At 75.0% G+C, this 16657-nt stretch carries 18 protein-coding genes; 11 read left to right on the plus strand and 7 right to left on the minus strand.

Annotated elements, in window-relative coordinates; genetic code table 11:
• Nucleotides 1–184: 184 nt before the first annotated feature.
• The 5 genes from OG550_RS01315 (at nt 185) to OG550_RS01335 (ending at nt 4821) form a co-directional block, all read left to right on the plus strand.
• The gene (locus tag OG550_RS01315; RefSeq protein ID WP_327673575.1) at nt 185–1729 is read left to right on the plus strand and encodes an ATP-dependent DNA ligase; all 1545 of its coding nucleotides are present in this window, start codon (nt 185–187) and stop codon (nt 1727–1729) included.
• 274 nt (nt 1730–2003) lie between these two features.
• On the plus strand, nt 2004–2240 hold the full coding sequence (locus OG550_RS01320; protein WP_327673577.1) for a ferredoxin: 237 nt from the start codon (nt 2004–2006) through the stop codon (nt 2238–2240).
• Between the two features lie 69 nt (nt 2241–2309).
• Nucleotides 2310–3524 carry a cytochrome P450 gene (locus OG550_RS01325; protein WP_327673579.1) on the plus strand — a complete coding sequence of 405 codons (1215 nt, stop codon included), beginning with the start codon at nt 2310–2312 and terminating at the stop codon, nt 3522–3524.
• A 476-nt stretch (nt 3525–4000) separates the two neighbouring features.
• Nucleotides 4001–4162 carry a hypothetical protein gene (locus OG550_RS01330; RefSeq protein ID WP_327673581.1) on the plus strand — a complete coding sequence of 54 codons (162 nt, stop codon included), beginning with the start codon at nt 4001–4003 and terminating at the stop codon, nt 4160–4162.
• Nucleotides 4163–4524: 362 nt separating this feature from the next.
• Entirely contained in the window at nt 4525–4821 is a 297-nt protein-coding gene (locus OG550_RS01335; protein ID WP_327683625.1) for a hypothetical protein, read from the plus strand.
• Between the two features lie 284 nt (nt 4822–5105).
• Here the strand turns inward: OG550_RS01335 and OG550_RS01340 are convergent, their stop codons facing one another.
• The 4 genes from OG550_RS01340 to OG550_RS01355 all read right to left on the minus strand — a co-directional run bounded on the left by OG550_RS01340 (nt 5106) and on the right by OG550_RS01355 (nt 7222).
• A complete protein-coding gene (locus OG550_RS01340; RefSeq protein WP_327673583.1) occupies nt 5106–5993 on the minus strand; it encodes a hypothetical protein in 888 nt (295 codons plus the stop codon).
• A gap of 103 nt (nt 5994–6096) precedes the next feature.
• A complete protein-coding gene (locus OG550_RS01345; RefSeq protein ID WP_327673585.1) occupies nt 6097–6381 on the minus strand; it encodes a DUF427 domain-containing protein in 285 nt (94 codons plus the stop codon).
• Between the two features lie 203 nt (nt 6382–6584).
• On the minus strand, nt 6585–6821 hold the full coding sequence (locus OG550_RS01350) for a DUF6296 family protein (RefSeq protein WP_327673587.1): 237 nt from the start codon (nt 6819–6821) through the stop codon (nt 6585–6587).
• 164 nt (nt 6822–6985) lie between these two features.
• The gene (locus OG550_RS01355) at nt 6986–7222 is read right to left on the minus strand and encodes a DUF2277 domain-containing protein (RefSeq protein WP_327673589.1); all 237 of its coding nucleotides are present in this window, start codon (nt 7220–7222) and stop codon (nt 6986–6988) included.
• A gap of 145 nt (nt 7223–7367) precedes the next feature.
• Between OG550_RS01355 and OG550_RS01360 the strand changes: the two genes are divergently transcribed.
• Nucleotides 7368–8735, plus strand: a complete 1368-nt coding sequence (locus tag OG550_RS01360) for an MFS transporter (protein ID WP_327673591.1) — start codon at nt 7368–7370, stop codon at nt 8733–8735.
• Between the two features lie 170 nt (nt 8736–8905).
• Here OG550_RS01360 and OG550_RS01365 read toward each other — a convergent pair whose 3' ends face one another.
• Nucleotides 8906–9457, minus strand: a complete 552-nt coding sequence (locus OG550_RS01365; protein ID WP_327683627.1) for a gamma carbonic anhydrase family protein — start codon at nt 9455–9457, stop codon at nt 8906–8908.
• A 146-nt stretch (nt 9458–9603) separates the two neighbouring features.
• Entirely contained in the window at nt 9604–10953 is a 1350-nt protein-coding gene (locus tag OG550_RS01370) for a serine hydrolase domain-containing protein (RefSeq protein WP_327673593.1), read from the minus strand.
• Nucleotides 10954–11586: 633 nt separating this feature from the next.
• Between OG550_RS01370 and OG550_RS01375 the strand changes: the two genes are divergently transcribed.
• The gene (locus tag OG550_RS01375; protein ID WP_327673595.1) at nt 11587–12450 is read left to right on the plus strand and encodes a DUF6551 family protein; all 864 of its coding nucleotides are present in this window, start codon (nt 11587–11589) and stop codon (nt 12448–12450) included.
• A 348-nt stretch (nt 12451–12798) separates the two neighbouring features.
• Here OG550_RS01375 and OG550_RS01380 read toward each other — a convergent pair whose 3' ends face one another.
• Nucleotides 12799–13365 (minus strand): DJ-1/PfpI family protein, encoded by a 567-nt coding sequence (locus OG550_RS01380; protein ID WP_327673598.1) that lies wholly within the window; start codon nt 13363–13365, stop codon nt 12799–12801.
• Between the two features lie 240 nt (nt 13366–13605).
• Between OG550_RS01380 and OG550_RS01385 the strand changes: the two genes are divergently transcribed.
• From OG550_RS01385 to OG550_RS01400, 4 genes are all read left to right on the plus strand, one after another.
• Nucleotides 13606–14151 (plus strand): RBBP9/YdeN family alpha/beta hydrolase, encoded by a 546-nt coding sequence (locus OG550_RS01385; RefSeq protein ID WP_327673600.1) that lies wholly within the window; start codon nt 13606–13608, stop codon nt 14149–14151.
• Nucleotides 14152–14328: 177 nt separating this feature from the next.
• Nucleotides 14329–14598 carry a hypothetical protein gene (locus tag OG550_RS01390; RefSeq protein ID WP_327673602.1) on the plus strand — a complete coding sequence of 90 codons (270 nt, stop codon included), beginning with the start codon at nt 14329–14331 and terminating at the stop codon, nt 14596–14598.
• Between the two features lie 34 nt (nt 14599–14632).
• Nucleotides 14633–15058, plus strand: coding sequence for a hypothetical protein (locus tag OG550_RS01395; RefSeq protein WP_327673604.1), 426 nt, complete (start codon nt 14633–14635; stop codon nt 15056–15058).
• A gap of 205 nt (nt 15059–15263) precedes the next feature.
• On the plus strand, nt 15264–16550 hold the full coding sequence (locus tag OG550_RS01400; protein ID WP_327673606.1) for a glycerophosphodiester phosphodiesterase: 1287 nt from the start codon (nt 15264–15266) through the stop codon (nt 16548–16550).
• The last annotated feature ends 107 nt before the right edge of the window (nt 16551–16657 follow it).

The raw sequence follows: 16657 nt of genomic DNA on the forward strand, positions 1-16657 counted from the left end.
GCGGTGGGCGAGACACGGCGGTGGGCAGGCGCAGGACGACCGGCGGGTGCAGAGCGACCGACGGGCGCAGCGGCGAGCCGGGCGTGTCCGCCTCGCGCGATCGGCCCGCGTCGCCGATGCTGGACGCCCGCCTCCGTCACTCCCCCTCCCCCTCCCCGCCTCCCTGTCTCCCGAGGAGCCCGCGATGCTGCTGCGGCACCTGGCCCTGACCTCCCGCGCCGTGGCGGCCGAGCCCGGGCGACGGGCCAAGACCGACCTGCTCGCGGAGTGCCTGCGCGACCTCGGCCCGGAGGAGGCCCCGGCAGCGGTCGTGCTGCTCTCCGGCGAGTCCCAGCGGCTGCGGACCGGCATCGGACCGGCCGCCCTGCGGGACCTGCCGCCGCCCGCCGCCGAACCGGTGCTCGGGGTGCGGCAGACGGAGCGGATCCTGGAGGAGATCGCGGCCGTGCACGGCGCCGGAGCGCAGGCCGGACGGCACCGGCTGCTGGCCGGACTGTTCGAGCGGGCCACCGACGTCGAGCAGGGATTCCTGCGCGCGGTCCTGGTCGGCGACCTGCGCCAGGGTGCGCTGGACGCGGTGGTGGCCGACGCGGTGGCGCGGGCCGCCGGCGTCCCGGCGGCAGCGGTGCGCCGGGCACTGATGTTCCGCGGCTCGGCGCGGGCCGTCGCGGCGGCGGCGCTGACGGGCGGCGTCCCGGCGCTGGCCCGGTTCCGGCTGGAGGTGGGCCGCCCGGTCCGGCCGATGCTGGCGGCCTCGGCACCGGAGGTCGGGGCGGCGCTGGAGCGGATCACCGGTCCGGCCGCGCTGGAGTGGAAGCTGGACGGCATCCGGCTCCAGGTGCACCGGGACGGCGGCGAGGTCGCGGCGTTCACCCGTTCGCTGGACGACATCACCGCCCGGGTCCCCGAGGTGGTGGAGGCCGCCCTGGCCCTGCCGGTCCGGTCGGCGGTGCTGGACGGGGAGGCCATCGCGCTCGGCGCGGACGGGCGTCCGCGCCCCTTCCAGGAGACCGCCGCCCGGACCGCCGCCCGCCGCGATCCGGACCGGCTGCGCGCCGAAGTCCCGCTCAGCGCGCACTTCTTCGACCTGCTGCACCTGGACGGCGAGGACCTGGTGGACCGGCCGGGCCGGGAGCGCTGGGCCGCGCTGTCCGGGGCCGTCCCGGCGGAGCTGCGGGTGCCGCACACCGAGACCGGCGACCACGACGAGGCACTGGCCTTCTTCCGGGCCGCCCTCGCGCGCGGACACGAGGGGGTCCTGGTCAAGGATCCGGACGCCGGCTACCAGGCGGGCCGGCGCGGCGCCGGATGGATCAAGGTCAAGCCGCGGCACACCCTGGACCTGGTGGTGCTCGCCGCCGAATGGGGCAGCGGGCGGCGGCGCGGCTTCCTCAGCAACCTGCACCTGGGTGCCCGGGCCGGGGGCGAGGCCGGTCTGGGCCCGTGGGTGATGCTCGGCAAGACGTTCAAGGGACTCACCGACGAGACGCTCGCCTGGCAGACCGGGGCCCTGCTGGCCCGCGAGGTCGAGCGGGACGCCCGGGCGGTGCGGGTGCGGCCGGAACTGGTGGTGGAGATCGCCTTCGACGGCGTGCAGCGCAGCCCCCGCTACCCGGCCGGGCTGGCGCTGCGCTTCGCACGGGTGGTGCGCTACCGGCCCGACAAGGCCGCGGCCGAGGCGGACACCGTGGCCGCCGTCCGGGAGATCGCGGCAGCTGAGGGACTGTGAGGACGGCCTGCCCCGGCCGGCGGCCCCGGTGGACTCCCGCCCGGGCCGTGCGGCAGGTAGCCGTCCCCCGCGGCAGCACCTCGGCGGATCCGACGGTCACTCAAACTTCCTTTTCCTCAAGCCCGTTCAGCATCAGAGATGGAAACCGGCCATTCTGCGCAGGGCCGCCGCTCACTCTTCGTATGCGACAAGGGCTGCGGCTAGGTTGACACCGACAACAAGGGGCGGCACGGCCTGGGCCGTCCGGTGCCACACCAATGAGAGGTGTCCGACCATGCAGGTGAGCGTCGATCCGGACCGTTGCTGCAGCTCCGGCCAGTGCGTCATGACCGTGCCGGGGTTCTTCGAACAGGACGACGAGGACGGCCTCGTGAGGATCCGTCCGACCGCTCCGGAACCGGCGCAGTACGCCGATGTCCGGCTCGCCGCCGAGCTCTGCCCGGGCGGCGCGATCACCGTCACCGAGGGCGCCGAGCCCGTCGGGCACGCCGGGCACGGCCCCGCCAGGTAGCCCTGAGGCCCCGCCGCTGCCCCTCCCCCACCACAACGTGCCCACGTCGTCATCCAAGGAGACCTCACCTTGACGAGCACACCCACCACCCAGGCCCCGCTGCTCCCGGCCCGGCACGACACCCGCTGCCCGTTCAACCCGCCGCCCGCCTACACCGAGGCGGCGGCCACCGGCCCGGTCAGCCGCGCCGAGCTGCCCGACGGCACCTCCTGCTGGCTGGTCACCGGCTACCAGGAGGTCCGCACGGTCCTCTCCGACAGCCGGTTCAGCGCCGACGTCCGGCGGCCCGGGTTCCCGTTCCTCACCACCGGACAGCGCGAGATCCTCGCCGTCACCCCCTCCTTCGTCCGGCTCGACGACCCCGAGCACGCCCGACTCCGCCGGATGGTCACCGGCGACTTCCTGATCAAGCGGGTGGAGGCGCGGCGCCCCGCCATCCAGCGGATCGTGGACGAGGCGCTCGACCGGATGACCGCCGCGGGCGCGCCCGCCGACCTGGTCACCCACTTCGCGCTGCCGGTGCCCTCCCTGGTGATCTGCCTCCTGCTCGGCGTCCCGTACGCGGACCGGGAGGCGTTCCAGGAGCGCAGCCGGCTGCTGCTCAGCATCGAGGCCGGGCGGGAGGAGACCGCCCGGGCGCGGATCGAGCTGCTCGACTACCTCGGCGAGCTCGCCGTCCGGAAGCGGGAACACCCCGGTGACGACATCCTCAGCCGGCTCGCGGCCCGCGACGACCTGACCCCGCGGCAGATCGCCACGACCGGTGTGCTGCTCCTGGTCGCCGGCCACGAGACCACGGCCAACATGATCGGACTCTCCACCGCCATGCTGCTGCGCCATCCGGAGCAGGCCGCCCGGCTGGCCGACCCGGCGGCCCTCCCCGGAGCGGTGGAGGAGCTGCTGCGGCTGCTCACCATCGCGCACGCCGGCGTACCCCGGGTGGCGTTGGAGGACGTCGAGCTGGGCGACACGCTGGTCCGGGCCGGGGAGGGCGTGATCGCGATGCTGTCCACCGCCAACCGGGACGAGGAGCTGTTCGGCGGCGGGGACCGGCTGCCCACGGACGAGCTGGACCTCGACCGGGACGCGCGACGGCACGTCGCCTTCGGCTTCGGGGTGCACCAGTGCCTGGGCCAGCCGCTGGCCCGGGCGGAGCTGCAGATCGCACTCGCCACGCTGTTCCGGCGGCTGCCGGGGCTGCGGCTCGCGGTGCCGGAGAGCGAGCTGGAGTTCCGCACCGAGGCGGTGATCTACGGACCGAAGTCGCTGCCGGTCGCCTGGTGAGGTGACGGGGCCCGCCCCGGGTCCGGCCGTCGCCCGCCGGTGCCCGCGGGCGGGCCCGCTTCGCTCCGCCTCCACCGGCCCGGCCCGACGCGGTCGCGGCGTGCGCGGGCGGGATCGGTCGTCGCGCGCGGGATCGGCGGGTTGAGGGCGGGACCCGAAGGCGGAGGCCCGGCGGGAGCGGGAGCGGCGGGTGCGGCGGGAGTGGCGGGTGCGGGAGCGGCTAGGAGGACCCTGCCCGAGCGGACCGGGAGGGCAGGAATAGTCCCCCGGCGACCGGGCAGACGAGACGGCGGGCGGGCCTGGAAACCCTGGACCGGGCCCGCCCGCCCGACGTCCGGACCGGTCCGGTTGGCCGTGGCGCGGGCACAGGGGCAGGCTTGAGGGGCGAGACAGCACACCGGTCCGGTGGCCGCCCGGCGCCACGGCGTGTCGGAGCGGATCCGGGTGGCCCGGCCGGCCGAGGAGAGGAGCCCGCGATGACCGACATGAGCGCACGCTCCGAGGTGGGCGCCGACCGGGACGAGGACGTCCGTGCGGCCGACCCCGAGGAGGGCGTCACCTCGATGCAGAACCAGCACGCGCAGGACACCTCCCAGGCGGAGGGCGAGCCCGTGGAGGAGCCGGGGGCGGGCGGCTGACCGCCCCGACGCGAGAGTTGCCACGAGGCCGCCCGCTCCCCGGGCGGCCTCCGCGACCGCCGGTGCCACCCCGTGAGCGGCGGCGGACCGGCTGGGTCCCCTCCTTCGGATCCCGTCGGATCAGCGCACGGTGTCGGAGTGCGTGCACCGGCGGTGCGGAGGACGGGGGCACCTCACGGCCGAAGGCCGGGGGCCGTCGGCGGCCGGCGACGAGCCGGCGAAGTGCGTGCTCCGGCGGCGCGACCCCGGCAAGATCCGAAGAGACAGGACCCAGGGAGGATGGGCGCATGACCGAACAGCAGCAGGGCGCAGCAGGGCGGAACGCGGCCGGGCAGGTCGGTGCCGGGGCGGTGGAGCCCCCGGTGGATCCGCGGGCCTCGTGGGCCACCTGGACCACCCAGTCGATCATCAGCGGGCCGGGCGGGGTGACCACCACGGAGGTCGGCCCGATCTCCGGCGACCTCACCGTCCACACCACCTGGGTGGACGGCGAGGCGCGGCTCACCGTGCAGTACACGGGGGCCCTGGACTGGTACAGCGTGGCGGGAAGCCCGGTTCCGGCGGCCGACGAGAGCACGGCGCGGGCCGTGCACCAGGCGATGGTCAACGCCGTGAAGTCCGGGCGGGGCGCCGGAGCGCCGGCGGCACCGGCGGGCTGACGGCGTTCCCCGGGGGCCACTCGCCCCCCGGTTCCCGGGGCCCTGGCTTCACAGGGCCCCGGCTCTCGGGGTCCCGACTCTCGGGGTCCCGACTCAAAGGCCCCGGCCCCGGCGGTCCCGGCTCCTATGCTCCCCGTCCCGGCGCGCCCAGCCCCTGCGGCCTCCACCGCGCGGCCCTCGACCGCGGAGCGGCCGACGACGGCACGGTCGGTCGCGGGCCCCGGCGGTCGCCGGACGGCGGTCGTAGGGGCCCGCGATCGCCGTCCCGCCCCCTCGGGGCGCGCTCAGCCGCCCGCGCCTCCGCGGTGCGCCGGGGCGGCGGCCTCCCAGTAGCCCGGGTCCACCGGGAGCCGGCCGCGCAGGTCCGCGCGGACCTCACGGGCCACCTTGCGGGTGTCGCGGCGGTTGACCGTGGCACCGATGCCCGCGCCGACCAGCAGGGGGGTCAGTGAGGGCAGCCGGCGCAGCGAGCTGCGGGTGAGCCGGCGGCGGACCTGCTGGCGCACCTCGGAGCCGAGCGCCATCGCGGCCAGCCCCGCCGGTTTGACCAGGAGGGTGGCGTCGATGCCCCGCCGGTTGGCCCAGGCGGTGACGTAGGCGGTGGCCCGCTGGGTGGTGGTGCCGTGGGCGGGGACGCCGTAGACCTCGTGGAGTTCCGCGATCAGCTTGATCTCGACGGCAGCCACCGCGAGCGTCTCGGCCGCGATCTCGACCGGCATCGCGGGCGGCACCGGGAGCATCGCCGCTGCGCCGACCCCGGCACCGAGTGCGCTGGACGCCCTGGAGGCGCCGAGGACCAGCAGCTCGGCGAGCTTCTCGGGGTCGGTGGCCTTGGGGTGCTGGGAGCGCAGCGTCGCGAGGTTGCGGACCGGGATGCGCGGCGCGGCGTGGAGGAGCTGGTCGGTGAGGGCGCGGCCGCCGTACGCGGCGCCCTTGGCCGCGGCCTTGCCGCCGGTGCCGAGCCGGCGGGCGATGTCGGAGACCAGCCGGGCGCCGCGCCGTCGGCCGTACTCGACGCCCGCGCCGTACTCGACCACCTGTCCGACGGGGCCGCCGGGCGCCTCCGGTGCGGGACGCTCCAGCTCCTCGACCAGTTCGGCCAGCTCGTCGGCCACGCGGTCCGGGGTCGGCTCGGGCTCGCCGCCGCGTCCCGGCTTCCTGAAGATTGCCATGTTCTGCCGGTACCCGGCCGGGCGCCGCAGTACGCGCCCCCGGTGTCCGGGTCCTGTGACGGTCCCGCTACCGCGACGTGCCGCCCGGCCCGGCCCGGCCCGACTACTCGGTGATCTCGACGCCGCGCCAGAACGCCACCCGGTCCCGGACGTGCTCCGCCTCGGGCTTCGGGTCGCTGTAGTACCAGGCCGCGTCGGGGTTGGTCAGCCCGCCGACGTCCAGGGTGTAGTAGGCGGCGGTGCCCTTCCACCCGCAGACGGTGGTGGTGTCGGAGGGCCGCAGGTACTCCGCGCGGACCGAGTCCGCCGGGAAGTAGTGGTTGCCCTCGACGACGGTGGTGTCGTCGCTCTCGGCGATGATCGCGCCCTGCCAGCTCGCTGTGGTCATGCCCGCGATTCTGCCCGACGGCGTGCCGGGGGCGCCGCCGGTCCGGCGGGTTCAGGACAGCGGCGGTACGGCGCGCCGACGGGTACGGCCCGACGGCCGCGCGAGCGGGTGCGTCGGCGGGTACGGCGGCAGGCGCGTCGGCAGGCGCGTCGGCGGGTGCGTCGGCGCGGAGGCGGCCACCCGCGCGGGGCACGGGAGACGGATCAGGGCAGCGGCTCGGCGTGGACCGGGAGGTGCGGTGTCTGGTGGCCGCCGCTGGCGAGCATCCGGACCTCCCCCGCGTCGCTGATCTCGGCCCGGACGATGCCGCTGGCGTCCTCGTACACCGGGTGGCCGCCGGGGCCGGTCGCGCTGGTGCGGGCGACCACCACGACGTCCTGCGGCGCCTGGGTACCGGGGGTGCCGGGGAAGGTGAGTGCGTAACGGATGGCTGAGCTCATCGCCGGCCTCCTGGTTCCTGCTCGTCACTTCCGGTCACGGGTGACCGTTCCACATCGCCCGCCGTCGCCGCGTTCGCCGCGGCGTCCGGCGGTGTCTCCGCCCCGGCGACCGGCCCTGCACCGTCCACGACCGTCCAGGACCGCCCTGAAACCGTCCCGACCGTCTAGACCGTGGCCTTGGCGGGACTCGCGGTGCCGCCGCGGACCTCCAGCTCGGCCAGCAGCCGGGCGGTGGCCTCGGTGACGGCGTCCACGGCCCGGTCGAACGCCTCCCGGTTGTGCGCGGCGGGGGCCCGGAATCCGGAGACCTTCCGCACGTACTGGAGGGCTGCCGCCCGGAAGTCCTCCTCCGAGGCATCGGGCGTCACCGGCGGTCTCAGCGTCTTGATACTGCGGCACATGGTCCCAGTCTCGCGCGCGAGCGCCCGACTGGCGACCCCCGAAGGTCACCGGCCCGCCATGACGGCCACACAGTGTGGTCATCCGACCGGATTAGGATTTCGCCCGAACAATCCTGACTCCTCCCGCTCGTTCCGGAGTATCCCCTTGCCTCTCGCGCTGGTCGCCCTGGCCGTGACCGCCTTCGCCATCGGAACCACCGAGTTCGCCGCCATGGGGCTGCTCCCCCAGGTGGCCGACGGTCTGGACGTCTCCATCCCGCAGGCGGGCTGGCTGATCTCCGCCTACGCCGTCGGCGTGGTGGTCGGCGCCCCGCTGCTCACCGCGCTCGCCGCCGGGCGGCCCCGGAAGGCGGTGCTGGTCGCCCTGGCCGGGTTCTTCGCCGCCGGGAACCTGCTCTGCGCCCTCGCCCCCGACTTCTGGTCACTGGCCGCCGCCCGGCTCATCACCGGACTCCCGCACGGCGCCTTCTTCGGTGCCGGGGCGGTCGCCGCGGCCGAACTGGTCGCCCCGGACCGGCGCGCCCGCGCGGTGGCGGTGATGTTCTCCGGTCTGACCGTGGCCAACATCATCGGCGTCCCGGCGGCGACCCTGCTCGGCCAGCACCTGGGGTGGCGGGCGACGATGCTGGTGGTGGTCGTGATCGGGGTGGCCGGCACGGTGGCGATCGCGCGGCTGGTCCCGCACCTGCCCTCCCCCGCCCAGGGCGGGCTCCGGCACGAACTGGGTGCGTTCCGCAACGGGCAGCTCTGGCTGGCGCTGGCCACCGTGGTGTTCGGCTGCGGCGGGTTCTTCGCCTGCTACAGCTACATCGCCCCGCTGCTCACCGAGGTCTCCGGCTACGCGACCGGGTCGGTGACGCTGGTGCTGGCACTGTTCGGGGTGGGGATGACGATCGGCAACGTGCTCGGCGGGTACGCGGCCGACCGGGCGCTGCGGCCGACGGTCTGCGTCGCGTTCCTGCTGCTGGCCGCCGTACTGGCGCTGTTCGCGGTGACCGCGCGGGCCGAGTGGTCGGCGGCGCTGACGGTGGTGCTGGTCGGGCTGTTCGGCTTCGCGATCGTGCCGGCCGTGCAGACCCTCGTCATGCGGGAGGCCCGCAGCGCGCCCACGCTGGCCTCGGCGACCGTGCAGGGCGCGTTCAACCTGGCCAACGCCCAGGGTGCGTTCTTCGGCGGGCTCGCCCTGGACGCCGGGCTCGGCTGGACCTCGCCGACCCTGGTCGGATCCGGGCTGGCGGCGTCCGGTGCGGTGATCGCGGTACTCGCCTGGGCCCTCGACCGGCGGGGGAGGAAACGGGTGGGCGGCCCGCCGGTCGCGGGCGGGGCGGTCGCGGGTGTGGCGGTCGCCGGTGGGGCGAACGCCGGTGGGGCGATCGCGGGTGGGGCGGTCACAGGCGGGGCTGCCGCGGGCGGGGCGGTCGCCGGTGCACCGGACCCCGGTGTCGCGGTCGTTCCCGGGCCGGCACCCGCGGGCGACGACGTGATTCGCGTGGCGGCCGGCACCGGCCGCTGAGCCGCACCGCCCCACCACCACCACCGCCGCACCGCCGCGTGACCGGGCGGCCCGGTCGGGTGGTGGTGCGGCGGGTGGCGAGCCGCCCCGGCGTGCTCTTTGCAAAGTGAAATCGCACTTTGCAAAGAGCACGGCCGGGCAGCGGAGGCGGGGCCGCCGAGGCGGGGCGGTTATCCGGGCAGACCGGCGGCCGGCGGCACGGGGCGGATGTCCCGGTGGCCGTCGGCCAGCAGGCGGTACCCCTCCGCGTTGAACTTGATGCCGCCGCGCTCCTCCTCTGTCAGCTCGCGGCGGACCTTGGCGGGGACGCCGGCGACCAGGGAGCCGGGCGGGACCTCCATGCCCTGCGGCACCACGGCACCGGCCGCGACGAGCGAGCCGGCCCCGATCCGGGCACCGTTCAGCACCGTGGCGTTCATCCCGACCAGGACATCGTCCTCGATCACACAGCCGTGCAGGACGGCGTTGTGCCCGACCGAGATCCGCTCGCCCATCACCAGCGGGAAGCCCAGATCGGCGTGGAGGGTGCAGTTGTCCTGGACGTTGCTGCCCGGTCCGACCGTGATCGCCTCGGCGTCCCCGCGCAGCACCGCCCCGTACCAGATGCTCGCCCCTGCGCCGACCGTGACGCTGCCCACCACGACGGCGTTCGGCGCGACGAACGCCGTCGGGTCCACGGCGGGGACCCGGCCCGCGACCTCGGCTATCAGCGGCTCTGCCATCTCGTCCTCCAGGTGACGACTGCCCATCAGGTCCGGGCCATGATGGCATCCCCGGCGGACGGCCCGATCAAGGACCCCGGACCGTCCGACCGGGCCCGCCTGTCGGACCCGGTCGGGCCCGACGGCGTCAGGCGGGCCCGGCGCGGTCAGTCGAGCGGACCCGCGACGGGCGACTCGGCCGGAGTCAGGACCGGCGACTCCGCCGAGACCGGGGCCGGGGGCGGGCCACCGCACGCGGCAGTGTCGATCAGGTGCCCGAATGCCGCGTTGGTGGCGTCGATGTCCGACATGTCGTAGGAGTTGACCGAGGCGACGAACTGGCGGCGGTTGTCGGAGTCGCCGTACATGAACGTGTCGTAGCCCGGAACGCCGCCGGCGTGGCCCCAGGTCTCGCCGCAGGCGGTCAGGTTCCGCTGGAGGCCGAGGCCGTAGTGCGCCTCCTGGCTCTGCGGGGTGACCGCCTTCATCTCGGAGAGCAGCCGCCCGGGCAGCAGCCGCCCCCCGAGCAGGGCCGTCAGGAAGGTGGTGAGGTCGGCCGTCGTCGAGATCCCCGCGCCGGCCGCGCCCGCCATGCTCGGGTCCAGTTCGGTGGCGTCGGCCGGACCGGTGGACAGCTTGTAGTAGCCGTGCGCGTGCGGGCCGGGGACGGTCGTCGAGTGGATCGGCATCGAGGTGCCGGTCAGGCCGAGCCGGCGGACGATCCGGCGGTCCACCTCGTCGGCCCAGCTGCGGCCGGTGATCCGCTCGATCAGCAGCCCGACCACGATGTAGTTGGTGTTGGAGTAGTGCCAGCCCTGCCCGGGGGCGAAGTACGGCTGGTGGGCGTTGGCGATCGCGATGAGCTGCTGGGGCCGGTAGGCCGTCCAGCGGCCGGTGTCCAGCCACCGCTGCAGCGCGCCGGTGCTCTCGTCGAACGAGAAGGCGTCGTCCTCGGTGTAGTTGAAGATGCCGCTGGTGTGGTCGAGCAGCTGGCGGACGGTGATGTTCCGCCCGTCGGGCACGAGGCCGGGCAGGAACCGCTCGACCTTGCCGTCGAGGTCCAGTCGGCCCTCGGCGACCAGCTGGAGGGCCACCGTGGCGACGAAGGTCTTGGTCACGCTGCCGATCCGGAACCGGCCGTCCGCGGAGGCCTTCGCCCCGGTGGCGAAGTCGGCGGTGCCGGCCGCACCCTTCCACACCGACCGCCCGCGCTCGCTGACCCGGACCAGCGTGGCCGAGGCCCCGCCCTGCTCCACCATCCGGCGCACCGCCGCGTCCAGCGCCTTCCCGTCCACGCCCTTCTTCGCCCCCTGCCCCGCCACCGTCACCCGGTACGGTTCGGACGCCGCGTGCGCGCCGGCCGCCGGGGCGACCACACCCGCCAGGCCCGCGCCGGCCAGCGCGACCGCGAGCACGCGGACGGCCGCACCCCGCCGTCGGCGCCCGGCGCCCGCCGCCCCGGCCGTGGGGGACCCGCTCCCCCGGCCGTCCACCGCTCCCCTGTCCGTCCCGCCCATGCCGCCTCCCGAGTCAGTACCCACGAGTGCCGTCAACACCCCTGCCGCTTCCGACAGCTGACACTCTGGCAGGTGTGCACGAAGGAATCGTCGGCCCCAGGTCCAGACCGTCTCCGCCCCTGGCCCGATCCTTCCTGGCGTGTCCCTCCACCCTGAGGGTGAGTCGCGAGTCAGGGTCCGTTTCGTCGCCGACACCGGGGTGAGGCCGACGGCGGCCGCCCGGGGAGGTCGACGGCACGGCTCCGCGCCCACACCCCGGGGCCGGCCGGCGACCCGACGGGAGCCCTCGCGGGGATGCGGTACCGGAGTCCGCCGTGGTCCCCGTCGACCCACCGGGTCGACGACCGCCACGGCTGGAACGGAGAGCGACCGGCCCTCTTGTGCCGCCCTCGGATCCCATCCGATGCACCGTTCAGACGCAGTACGTCGAAATCGGCGCCTTCGATATCACCGAAAGCCATGCACTCCGATCAATCTCCATCAACTCCGGTCGGATCAGAAGATCGACGTTTCGTCATGCATGTGACCTTCTACGGTCGTTGCTCAAGCGTCGCAGTGGCCCGCAGAAGGGTCCGGACACCACCGTGCCGCAGTGACCCACGCATGGGTGCTGGCACAGGAAGTGGGAGAGTCATGCCCGTATCCAGGAACTACAGCTACGACATCCCGGACCACCCGATCTCGTACGAGAAGGTGGACCCGAGGACCGTCAAGTTCGATCCCCGCGCGCAGCGCAACCTCAACAGGGCCCGCGCGAAGGCCATCGCCGAGAAGCTGGTCCCCACCGCGATCGGCACACCGATCCTCTCCCTCCGGTTGGACCGGTTCCGCTACGCGGTGGACGGGATGCACCGCATCCACGCCTGCCAGCTCATCCTGAACGGCGACGTCAAGGCCCCGGTCAAGGTCCGCAAGGCCGTCGAGGCCATCACCTGCGAGGTCCACGCGAAGCTGTCGATGGCCAACGAGGCGTCCATGTTCATCATCAAGAACAAGGAGTCCTCCAAGGTCGGCGCCAACGACGAGTACCGTATCGGCCTCCTCGCCGGCCACCCGCTCTTCGTGGACACCGACAGCGTCCTGGAGAAGCACAGCCTCAAGGTCGGCAGTCGCACCACCAACGGCCTGCGCGGCATCAAGGGCATCCTCAACATCGTCGCGGAGTACGGCCCCGAGACGCTGGACCTGGCGCTCACCATCGCCGAGGACGCGTGGGGCCGCACCCCGGACACCTGGGACTCCGTCACGGTGGGCGGCATCGCCACGGTGGCGGCCAGGCACTCCGACGTGGTCAAGCCGAGGGACCTCGCGGAGAAGCTGAAGCGGCAGGGCGATCCGGCGTCCTTCCGCGCGAAGATCCAGACCATCGCCACCAACGGCAACACCCACGGCGACGGGACCATGGGGCGGCTGAAGGCCGCCCACTTCTCGGTCGCCTCCGCCTGGAACAGCAACCGCCGCACGAACAAGATCCCCGTCCCGAATATTTTCGAGTAGGGACCCCGGCCCGAGCGGAGCCCCCGTCGCAGTCCGCGACGGGGGCTCCGGCGTTTCCACACCCCGGGGCCGGCCGGGAGGGGAACGAGCCGTGCGACCAGCGACTGGGCGACCCTCCGGGCGCGCTCCCGGGGAGGCCGTGAGCGGCATCGCTGCGCGGGCGTCCTCGGCGCGGAACCCGGCCCCGGCGCCGCGCGTCGGCGCCGCTCATGGGTACGGCACGGGCGTGCCCCGCACCTCCGGCGGCTGACGGCCGGTCCGGGACGGGATCCCGGCCGGCCGGCGCGCGGGTCGCGGGGCCGCGACCCGCGTGACGGTCGGAGGCGCGGGAAACGGCCCCGGAACGGATCAGGCGACCGGGGCCTTCACCCGCAGCACCTCGATGAACGCCCGCAGCCACGCCGGGTGGTCGGGCCAGGCGCGGGCCGAGACGACCACGCCGTCGACCACCGCCTCGCCGTCCACGTACGCGGCGCCGGCCGCCTTCACGTCCGGCTCCAGGGCCGGGTAGGCGGCACTGGTGCGCCCGGCCAGCACGCCGGCGGCGGCCGTGATCAGCGGGCCGTGGCAGATCTGCGCGACCGGCTTCTCGCCCTCGAAGAAGTGCCGGACGATCCGCTGCACCTCCGGGTCGTTGCGCAGGTACTCGGGAGCGCGGCCGCCGGGGATCACCAGGGCCACGTACTCGGCCGGGTCGACGTCGGCGAACGCGACGTCGGCGGGCCAGGTGTAGCCGGGCTTCTCCGTGTAGGTGTCGAACCCCTCGACGAAGTCGTGCACGACGAACTGCAGCCGTTTCCTGGCCGGAGCCGCGATGTCGACCTGGTAGCCCTCCTCGCGCAGCCGCTGGTAGGGGTAGAACACCTCCAGCGACTCCGCGGCGTCCCCGGTGACGAGCAGGATCTTCGATGCCATCGCCGACATCCCTCCGAATCGATCGATCGTCGGACACGGTGCAGGCCCGCTCGGTCTGCACCGGCGCGGGCCGCGACCAACCTCCCGCACCGGGCGGCGCCCGCGCAACAGGGCGCACGGGCGTCCCGCAGCGTGTCGGCTGCCACGCGCGCCGGTCGTGGACGGCGTGCGCCCCCTGGGCGGCGGACGCCTAGACTCCGTGCTGCCCGCACCCGTTGATCTTGGAGGGAGTCCGCCCCGATGTCGGACCGCACCACCTACCTCGTCCTGCCCGGCTACCAGAGCTCCGGCCCGGCCCACTGGCAGAGCCGCTGGGAGGCGGCCGACCCGGCGTTCGTCCGCGTCGAGCAGGCGGACTGGGAGCACCCGGACCCGGAGGACTGGGTGGCCCGGGTGGACGCGGCGGTCGGCGCGGCGGCCGCCGCCGGGCCCGTGGTGCTGGTGGCGCACAGCCTGGGCTGCGCGACGGTGGCGCGCTGGGCGGCAGCGGCACCCGCCGAACGGACCGCCGCCGTCCGGGGCGCGCTGCTCGTCGCCCCCGCCGACATCGACCACGCCGACGTCCCCCCGCTGCTGGGGTTCCGCCCGGTCGCGCTGCCCCGCCTCCCGTTCCCCTCCGTCGTGGTCTCCAGCAGCGACGACCCGTGGGTCACGCCGGACCGCGCCCGCCACTTCGCCGCCGCCTGGGGCTCCCGCTACGTCGAGCCCGGCGCGTACGGGCACCTCAACTCCGACTCGGGGCTGGGCGACTGGCCCGAGGGCCGCGAGCTGCTCGCCGGGCTCTGACCCGAGGCCGGAGGCGGCTGGCGCAGCGGCGCGCGGGGAGCGAGCGGCGCGCCGGGCGCGGCGGCCTCCGAAGGCCCGCCGTCCCGGTGGTCATCCCAGACTTCGGGGATGGGAAGGCGGTCACCCCTGCGACCAGAATGCGGAGCAGACCGACTCCCCCCGAAAGGTGTGCCGGAGATGAACCGTCCCGTCCGCTCGCTCGCCGTCCTCGCGCTCAGCGCCGTCGCCGCCCTCACCGGGACGGCCGCCGCCCAGGCGGCCGCCCCGCCCGGCACCACGGTGGTGACGCCCACCGTCGACCCCAAGCCGCTCGAAGAGGCCGCCGCCTACAGGTGCGACGTCGAGTACACCGTCGCCTACTACAGCTACCGCCAGCTGGGCTACCCCGAGCTGGAGTCCGTGCTGCACGCCGAGAAGACCTATGCCCTCTGCGCCTCGCAGGGCTGACCGGCGACCGGTGACCGGCGCGGAGGAGACCGCGATGCGCCGGGGGCCGTTCTCGCCGCTCGCCCTGTGCACCATCGCCCTGGGCACCGCCCCCGCCCCGCAGGGCGCCTGCGAGGCCGGCACCGGGCGGGAGTCGATCGGCGGCCACGGCGTGCTGGAGCCGCTGCCGGCCCCCGTCACGCCGGCTGTTCACTGCACCGGGCGCCGCCTGTACCTCGAACCCGGCACGTACGGGTGGTCGTTGCTGTCGCCCGGCGGGACCGCGCCCGGCCGCGACGTGTGGCTCGCGGGTGACTGGTACGCGTGGTCGCTCTGCGTCCACGCGAGCTCCGGCGGCTACGCCGCGACCACGATGCTGTGCCCGGAGAGCGGCACCGGACCGGCGCGGTCGATGACCCAGTCGTTCGACGTCGCCTTCGAGTACACCTACTCCTGGGAGTCCCGGCTGCACCGCCGGTAGCCCGGTCCTCGCTGAGCCCGGGCCGGACGGGCCCTCAGCGGACCCTCAGCGGACCCCCGGCGTGCTCCCGGCGTGCTCCCGGCGGGCGGTGGGTGTCGGAACTTCTCCCGCAGTTCGTCCGGAGGCCACCCGGAGGGGCGCGGCGGCTCCTAGTCTGCGGGCGACGACCCCGACGCCACGCCACCAGGGCGAGCAAGGAGATCCCATGACGAACCGTCCGCTCGACGGCAGCAGCCCGGCGGAGCCCGCCGAGGGCACCGGCTCCTCCCGCCGACGCTTCCTGCGCGCCACCGGCGCGGCCGGGCTCGGCGCGGCCGCGTTCGTCTCGGCCGGTGCCGGTGAGGCCTCCGCGGCCCCCGGCGGCGACCCGTCGGGTGCCGAGCAGCCCTCCGCCGACGAGCGCGCCGCCGCCGCGGGCCGCCCGTCCGGCACCCGCCCGCCGGTCCGCACCGGCACCGGCCTGGACCGGCTCCCGCACCCGCTGATCGTGGGGCACCGCGGTGCCCCCGGCTACCGCCCGGAGCACACCCTGGGCTCCTACGACCTCGCCCTCCAGCTGGGCGCGGACGTCATCGAGCCGGACCTCGTCCCGACCAAGGACGGCCACCTGGTGGTCCGGCACGAGAACAACATCGCCGAGACGACGGACGTCGCCGACCACCCGGAGTTCGCCGGCCGCAAGGCCACCAAGACCATCGACGGCGCGGCCCAGACCGGCTGGTTCACCGAGGACTTCACGCTCGCCGAGCTCCGCACCCTGCGCGCCAAGGAGCGGCTGCCGCAGCAGCGCCAGCGGAACACCCTCTACGACGGCCGCTGGGCGATCCCGACCCTCCGCGAGGTGGCCGACTTCGCCCGCAAGCGCGGCCGCGAGCTGGGCCGGGACGTCTGGATCTACCCGGAGACCAAGCACCCGAGCTACTTCCGGTCGATCGGCCTTCCCCTGGAGGAGCGGCTCGCGGACGAGTTGCGCCGCACCGGGCTGGCCGGGCGCAACGGCCGGGCGATCCTGCAGTCCTTCGAGCCGAGCAGCCTCCAGCGGCTCGCCAAGCTGGTCGACAACCCGCGGATCCAGCTGCTGGGCGGCGCGACCACCCGCCCGTACGACTTCGAGCTGGCCAAGGACCCTCGCACGGTGGCCGACCTGGTGACCCCGGCCGGTCTGCGCTGGATCTCCTCCTTCGCGCACGGCATCGGCCCGACCACGCAGCTGATCGCACCGGTCGACGCCACCGGCAAGCTGCTGCCGCCGACCACCCTCGTCCGGGACGCGCACGCGGCCGGCCTGCTGCTGCACCCCTACACGGTGCGCAACGAGAACGGCTTCCTGCCGCTGGACTACCGCAGGGGCACCGACCCGAACGCGTACGGCGACGCCATCGGCTGGGCCCGCTACCTGTACGAGCTGGGTGTGGACGGGTTCTTCACCGACCAGACCGACACCAGCGTGCTGGCCCGTCAGGACTTCTGGGCCGCCAAGGGCGTGCACTGACCCCGGACGCACGAGGCCGAACGCCCGTGCCCCGGACCGTCACCGGACGGTCCGGGGCACGGGCGTCGGTACGTCCGCGGCCCTGCCCCGGCCGGGCCCCGCGGGGC

Origin of the sequence: Kitasatospora sp. NBC_00458 (assembly GCF_036013975.1) — a bacterium.
GTDB lineage: Bacteria > Actinomycetota > Actinomycetes > Streptomycetales > Streptomycetaceae > Kitasatospora.

Coding starts and splice junctions, on each gene's coding strand:
- OG550_RS01315 (WP_327673575.1), top strand. CDS start 185: ATGCTGCTGCGGCACCTGGCCCTGACCTCCCGCGCCGTGGCGGCCGAG.
- OG550_RS01320 (WP_327673577.1), top strand. CDS start 2,004: ATGCAGGTGAGCGTCGATCCGGACCGTTGCTGCAGCTCCGGCCAGTGC.
- OG550_RS01330 (WP_327673581.1), top strand. CDS start 4,001: ATGACCGACATGAGCGCACGCTCCGAGGTGGGCGCCGACCGGGACGAG.
- OG550_RS01340 (WP_327673583.1), bottom strand. CDS start 5,993: ATGGCAATCTTCAGGAAGCCGGGACGCGGCGGCGAGCCCGAGCCGACC.
- OG550_RS01345 (WP_327673585.1), bottom strand. CDS start 6,381: ATGACCACAGCGAGCTGGCAGGGCGCGATCATCGCCGAGAGCGACGAC.
- OG550_RS01350 (WP_327673587.1), bottom strand. CDS start 6,821: ATGAGCTCAGCCATCCGTTACGCACTCACCTTCCCCGGCACCCCCGGT.
- OG550_RS01355 (WP_327673589.1), bottom strand. CDS start 7,222: ATGTGCCGCAGTATCAAGACGCTGAGACCGCCGGTGACGCCCGATGCC.
- OG550_RS01365 (WP_327683627.1), bottom strand. CDS start 9,457: ATGGCAGAGCCGCTGATAGCCGAGGTCGCGGGCCGGGTCCCCGCCGTG.
- OG550_RS01370 (WP_327673593.1), bottom strand. CDS start 10,953: ATGGGCGGGACGGACAGGGGAGCGGTGGACGGCCGGGGGAGCGGGTCC.
- OG550_RS01375 (WP_327673595.1), top strand. CDS start 11,587: ATGCCCGTATCCAGGAACTACAGCTACGACATCCCGGACCACCCGATC.
- OG550_RS01380 (WP_327673598.1), bottom strand. CDS start 13,365: ATGGCATCGAAGATCCTGCTCGTCACCGGGGACGCCGCGGAGTCGCTG.
- OG550_RS01385 (WP_327673600.1), top strand. CDS start 13,606: ATGTCGGACCGCACCACCTACCTCGTCCTGCCCGGCTACCAGAGCTCC.
- OG550_RS01390 (WP_327673602.1), top strand. CDS start 14,329: ATGAACCGTCCCGTCCGCTCGCTCGCCGTCCTCGCGCTCAGCGCCGTC.
- OG550_RS01395 (WP_327673604.1), top strand. CDS start 14,633: ATGCGCCGGGGGCCGTTCTCGCCGCTCGCCCTGTGCACCATCGCCCTG.
- OG550_RS01400 (WP_327673606.1), top strand. CDS start 15,264: ATGACGAACCGTCCGCTCGACGGCAGCAGCCCGGCGGAGCCCGCCGAG.